Genomic DNA, 4035 nt, shown 5'->3' on the forward strand with positions numbered 1-4035 from the left:
TGCCCGATGCAGTCCAGGTTGCAGACCGCTGGCACCTGCTGGACTGCGTGTCAACGCCGAGTCAAAATTCCCCAGAAGTGCCGAAGTAAAATTCCCCACTTCGGCGGGTCCGACGATCAGCCGGTGTCAGTGATCGGCAGCTCCGTTCTTCAGTTTCGGCGGCGGGGGCGGCATGATGGGCGCGTTGGCGCGAACGTGCTCGGGAATGAGATCGGCATGGGCGCGCAAACGGTAGCTGGCGCCCTCGATCTGGACGACGACCGCGTGGTGCAGCAGCCGGTCGAGCAGCGCCGCGGCGACGACCGGATCGCCGAACACGTCACCCCATTCGGCGAAGCCGCGGTTGGAGGTCAGGATCATCGCTCCCTTTTCGTAGCGGGCGTTGACGAGCTGGAAGAACAGGTTGGCGCCGCCTCGGGTGATCGGCAGGTAGCCGATCTCGTCGACGATCAGCAGCGAGGCGCGGGCGTAGAACCGGATCTTCTCCGGCAGGCGGCCTGACCGCTCGGCCTGGGACAGGGCTTCGATCAGTTCGGCGAGCGTGGCGCGATAGACCGTGCGCCCTGCCTTCACCGCGGCCACGCCCAGGGCGGTGGCGAGATGCGATTTTCCCGTGCCCGGCGGGCCGAGAAAGTGAACCACCTCGGCGCGGCGGACGAAGTCGAGCTGGGCGAGCGCCGCGATGCGCTCCCGGTCGAGCGACGGCTGGAACGAGAAGTCGAAGCTTTCCAGCGTCTTGATCGGCATCAGCTTGGCGGTGCGCAGGGCGACCTCGATGCGGCGGCCCTCGCGCGTCGCGTATTCCTCGCCCAGCAGCGCGTCGATCGCCTCGACGGCGGTGATCTCGCCGCGCTCGAGCCGGGCCAGGATGTGTTCCAGCGCTTCCAGAGCGCGCGGCATCCGGAGCCCGATCAGGGCGCCGCGGATGCGGTCGAGCTGTCCGCTCATGGCTGTCCGCCCGCGGCCAGGCGGCGGCCGACGGCATCATAGAACTCGAGCGGGCGGCGCAGGCCCTGGACCGGCATCTGCTGGGGCGGTCTCGGCGGCGGCGCCTTGCGATGGGCAGGGTCGACCCGGCGCAGGCCCTTGCCCTCGAGCACCGGGTGGCGGGCGATCAGTTTGCCGTCCTCGAAGATCCGGACTTCGCTGGCGTGGTGCTGGACTTCCAGCATGCGCTTCCGCGCCGTGTCGGGCACCGAGTAGAGATTCCCGCCGACCGAGACCATGCCCTCGCGGCTGACCCGCCGCTCGATGGTCAGCACCGCATCATAGGGGATCGCGGGGAGCGGCTTCAGGGCAGGCTTTTCCCCCTCAAAGGCATCGTCGACGATCCGCCGGGTAGTGGCGTGGAGCCGCGGGTTCGCCACTTCGGCTCGCCAGGCATCAAACTGCGTGTTCAGGTCGTCGAGGTTGCGGAAGCTGCGGGCCAGGAAGAAATCCTGCCGGATGTAGCGGAACGGCCGCTCGATTTTCCCTTTCGTCTTAGCGCGATAGGGACGGCAGGCCCGGGGAATGGTGCCGTAGTGGTTCAGCAGCGCGACCAGCGACGCGTTGTAGGTCACCACGCCCGCCTCGTCTTCGCCGATCACCGCGGTCTTCATCCGGTCATAGAGGATTTCCTCCGGCGCGCCGCCGATCGCCTCGAAGGCGCCGATATGGCAGCGCAAGACGGATTGCAGGTTCTGGCTGGCGACAAAGCGGCCCCAAGCTCCTTACCGAGGGCGACCTTGCGACGCTGCAGGATCGTGGCGAACCCATGGGCGAGCGGTTCGATCTCGCCCTCGAGCCCCGTGCCGCGCAGCTGGCCGAGCAGCGCCTCGAAGGTCTCGCGGGTGATGCTGTCCTTCAGGATGTCGTCTTCGGGGATCGGCAGGACGGCGCCCTTCTCCGTCAGCCCGAAGAGTTCGATGGTCTCTAGGCGGTTACGTTGTCGTAAGCCATGTCGGTATCTCCAGATGGTTGTGGAGCCACCACGTGAGTGTGGGGGCATGGCCGTACGTCTAGGTCACCGAATCTGTCCGGGTCAGGGACGGCGAAGCCGCCGGCTTGCCGGGCGCAAAAGTTTTCCTGGCGTGTCGCGAAACAAGGGCGCGCCGTCGATCACTGGGCTGACACCTCCGCGCGCACCGCCCTTGCCGAAAAGTTTTGCGATCCTTGAGGCGGGCTGATTTGGGGGCCATCCGGAGGATATGCTTCTGCGCTCATGTGTGTGTGATTGACGGTAGGTTTGCCCGACACGAGCAGGCAAACGCCGCGACCGGACGCGGGAGACGGATGAAGCGGAGGGATGGTTTTGGCCTCCGGTCAAAACAGACTGGAGCACAATCCGGCGGAGCGGTCGGGGAGCGACGTGCTCGCGAGGCGGGCAAACCGAGATGCCGGGTGCGACGCCGCGGTGAGGCCGCAGGCCGAATGCGCGATCGGCCAAGGGCCGATATCTCCCCTGCGACACGCGAAGCCGAGCAGGGGAGGCCGTCAGGCATCGGGCACCTTATCCGATGGCCGAGAGAGTTTTCCAGCCAACGGAAAGGCCGTGTCATATGCAATGACCTGCCCCCCTCCGGTCCCTCATTCATAACGAGAGTCTGCAGGTTGTTGCTCTGCTCCCCAACCTTGGACCGCCGAAAGTTGGACTTTTCCAGCTGCCTCACGATGACGGGCCGGTGACGCCATCGGGATAATGCATGGCAATCGGGACGTTGTATCCGATCACGCTGTGGGGTCGGTCCTCGTTGTAGTGTCGACGCCAAGCTTCCAACTTTTCGCGGGCGTCGGCAAGGCTCATGAACCAGTGGGCGTTCAGGCATTCGGACCGAAGCTTGCTGTTAAACGCCTCGATGAAACCGTTGTCGGTCGGTTTTCCAGGTCGTGAGAAGTCCAGCGTGACCTCGTTGGCATAGGCCCAGAGATCGAGGTCTCGAGAGATAAATTCGCTGCCATTATCGACGCGAATGGTATTCGGGTAGCCGACCTGGGCGCAGACGCTTCTCCAGCGTCTGCACGACGTCCTCGCCACGATAGGTGAAACGGGGATCGGCCGCCGGGCACAGTCGGGAATGGGTGTCGACGACTGTCAAGATGCGGAGCTTCTTGCCCATGGCGAGCTGGTCGTGAACGAAGTCCATCGCCCAGACATCGTTCGGGCCGATGGCTTCCTGGCGGTCCTCCCGCAGCTTCGCCTTCACCCGGCGCTTCGGGTGCTTATGGCGCAGCTGAAGTCCCAACTCATTGTAAATCCCACGGGTCTTCTTCATGTTGATCACCCACCCCTCTCGCCGCAGCAGGACATGCACGCGGCGAGAGCCATACCGCACACGCGTCTCACAGATCTCCTTGATCCGCCTTTCAACGGCACCCTGGTGCGTCCGCCGGGACTTGTAGTGGTAGCTGGACGTGTCGAAGCAGATGGCCCCACAAGCCTTCCGGATCGACACGCCCCAGTCGACGCACATCCCGGTCACGATCTCTCGCAGACGCCCAGGCTTCAGAGCTTTCGGCGGATCACGTCCTGCAACATCTCCCGATCGAGGGTCAGATCGGCCACGATCTTCTTCAGTCGTGTGTTCTCGTCCTCGAGCGCCTTCAGCCGGCGCATCTCGTCCGGCAGCAACCCGCCATACTTCTTCTTCCAGTTGAAGTAGGTCGCCTGGCTGATGCCCGCCTTGCGGCAGATCTCAGCGACCGGCGTGCCTTGCTCGCCCTGCTTCAGGATGAAGGCCTTTTGGTTCGACGGGCTTTCGCGGCCCCACTGGGGCCACGGTCCCGTCTCACTCCGTGAACTTCGATGCCTTCATGCGTTTCCGCTCCTCTCCCAGCCAAGATAGAGTAGCCGAAAACTCCAGCTTCAAACGGTCCTGTTTCCAGGGGGCAGAGCAGCGCTTACGTTAGGGGCGTCATCTCGGACGTCACAACGCGTCAAACAACGAGGGTGATGGGCGGTCGCTTACGAAACACACGACGCATATCGGCGACCAGACCTTCACCGGCCTGACCTTGCCCCCGGATCCCGGACTGGGAGTTAGATTACTCGCAGAC

At 64.3% G+C, this 4035-nt stretch carries 1 protein-coding gene and 3 pseudogenes; all 4 read right to left on the reverse strand.

What is annotated here, in order from left to right:
• Positions 1-126: 126 nt before the first annotated feature.
• Positions 127-948, reverse strand: a complete 822-nt coding sequence (gene istB / locus ICN82_RS20825) for an IS21-like element helper ATPase IstB (RefSeq protein WP_193187195.1) — start codon at positions 946-948, stop codon at positions 127-129.
• A pseudogene (locus tag ICN82_RS20830) lies at positions 945-1706 on the reverse strand (Mu transposase domain-containing protein); the annotation flags it as partial. The gene istB and the pseudogene ICN82_RS20830, both read right to left, overlap by 4 nt.
• Positions 1706-1941: pseudogene (locus ICN82_RS21410) on the reverse strand (DUF2493 domain-containing protein); the annotation flags it as partial. The pseudogenes ICN82_RS20830 and ICN82_RS21410, both read right to left, overlap by 1 nt.
• A gap of 706 nt (positions 1942-2647) precedes the next feature.
• Positions 2648-3724 (reverse strand): annotated as a pseudogene (locus ICN82_RS20840) (IS3 family transposase); the annotation flags it as partial.
• Between the last annotated feature and the right edge of the window lie 311 nt (positions 3725-4035).

The sequence above is a fragment of the Mangrovicoccus algicola genome (assembly GCF_014903745.1).
Classification (GTDB): Bacteria; Pseudomonadota; Alphaproteobacteria; order Rhodobacterales; family Rhodobacteraceae; genus Mangrovicoccus; species Mangrovicoccus algicola.

Coding starts and splice junctions, on each gene's coding strand:
- istB (WP_193187195.1), bottom strand. CDS start 948: ATGAGCGGACAGCTCGACCGCATCCGCGGCGCCCTGATCGGGCTCCGG.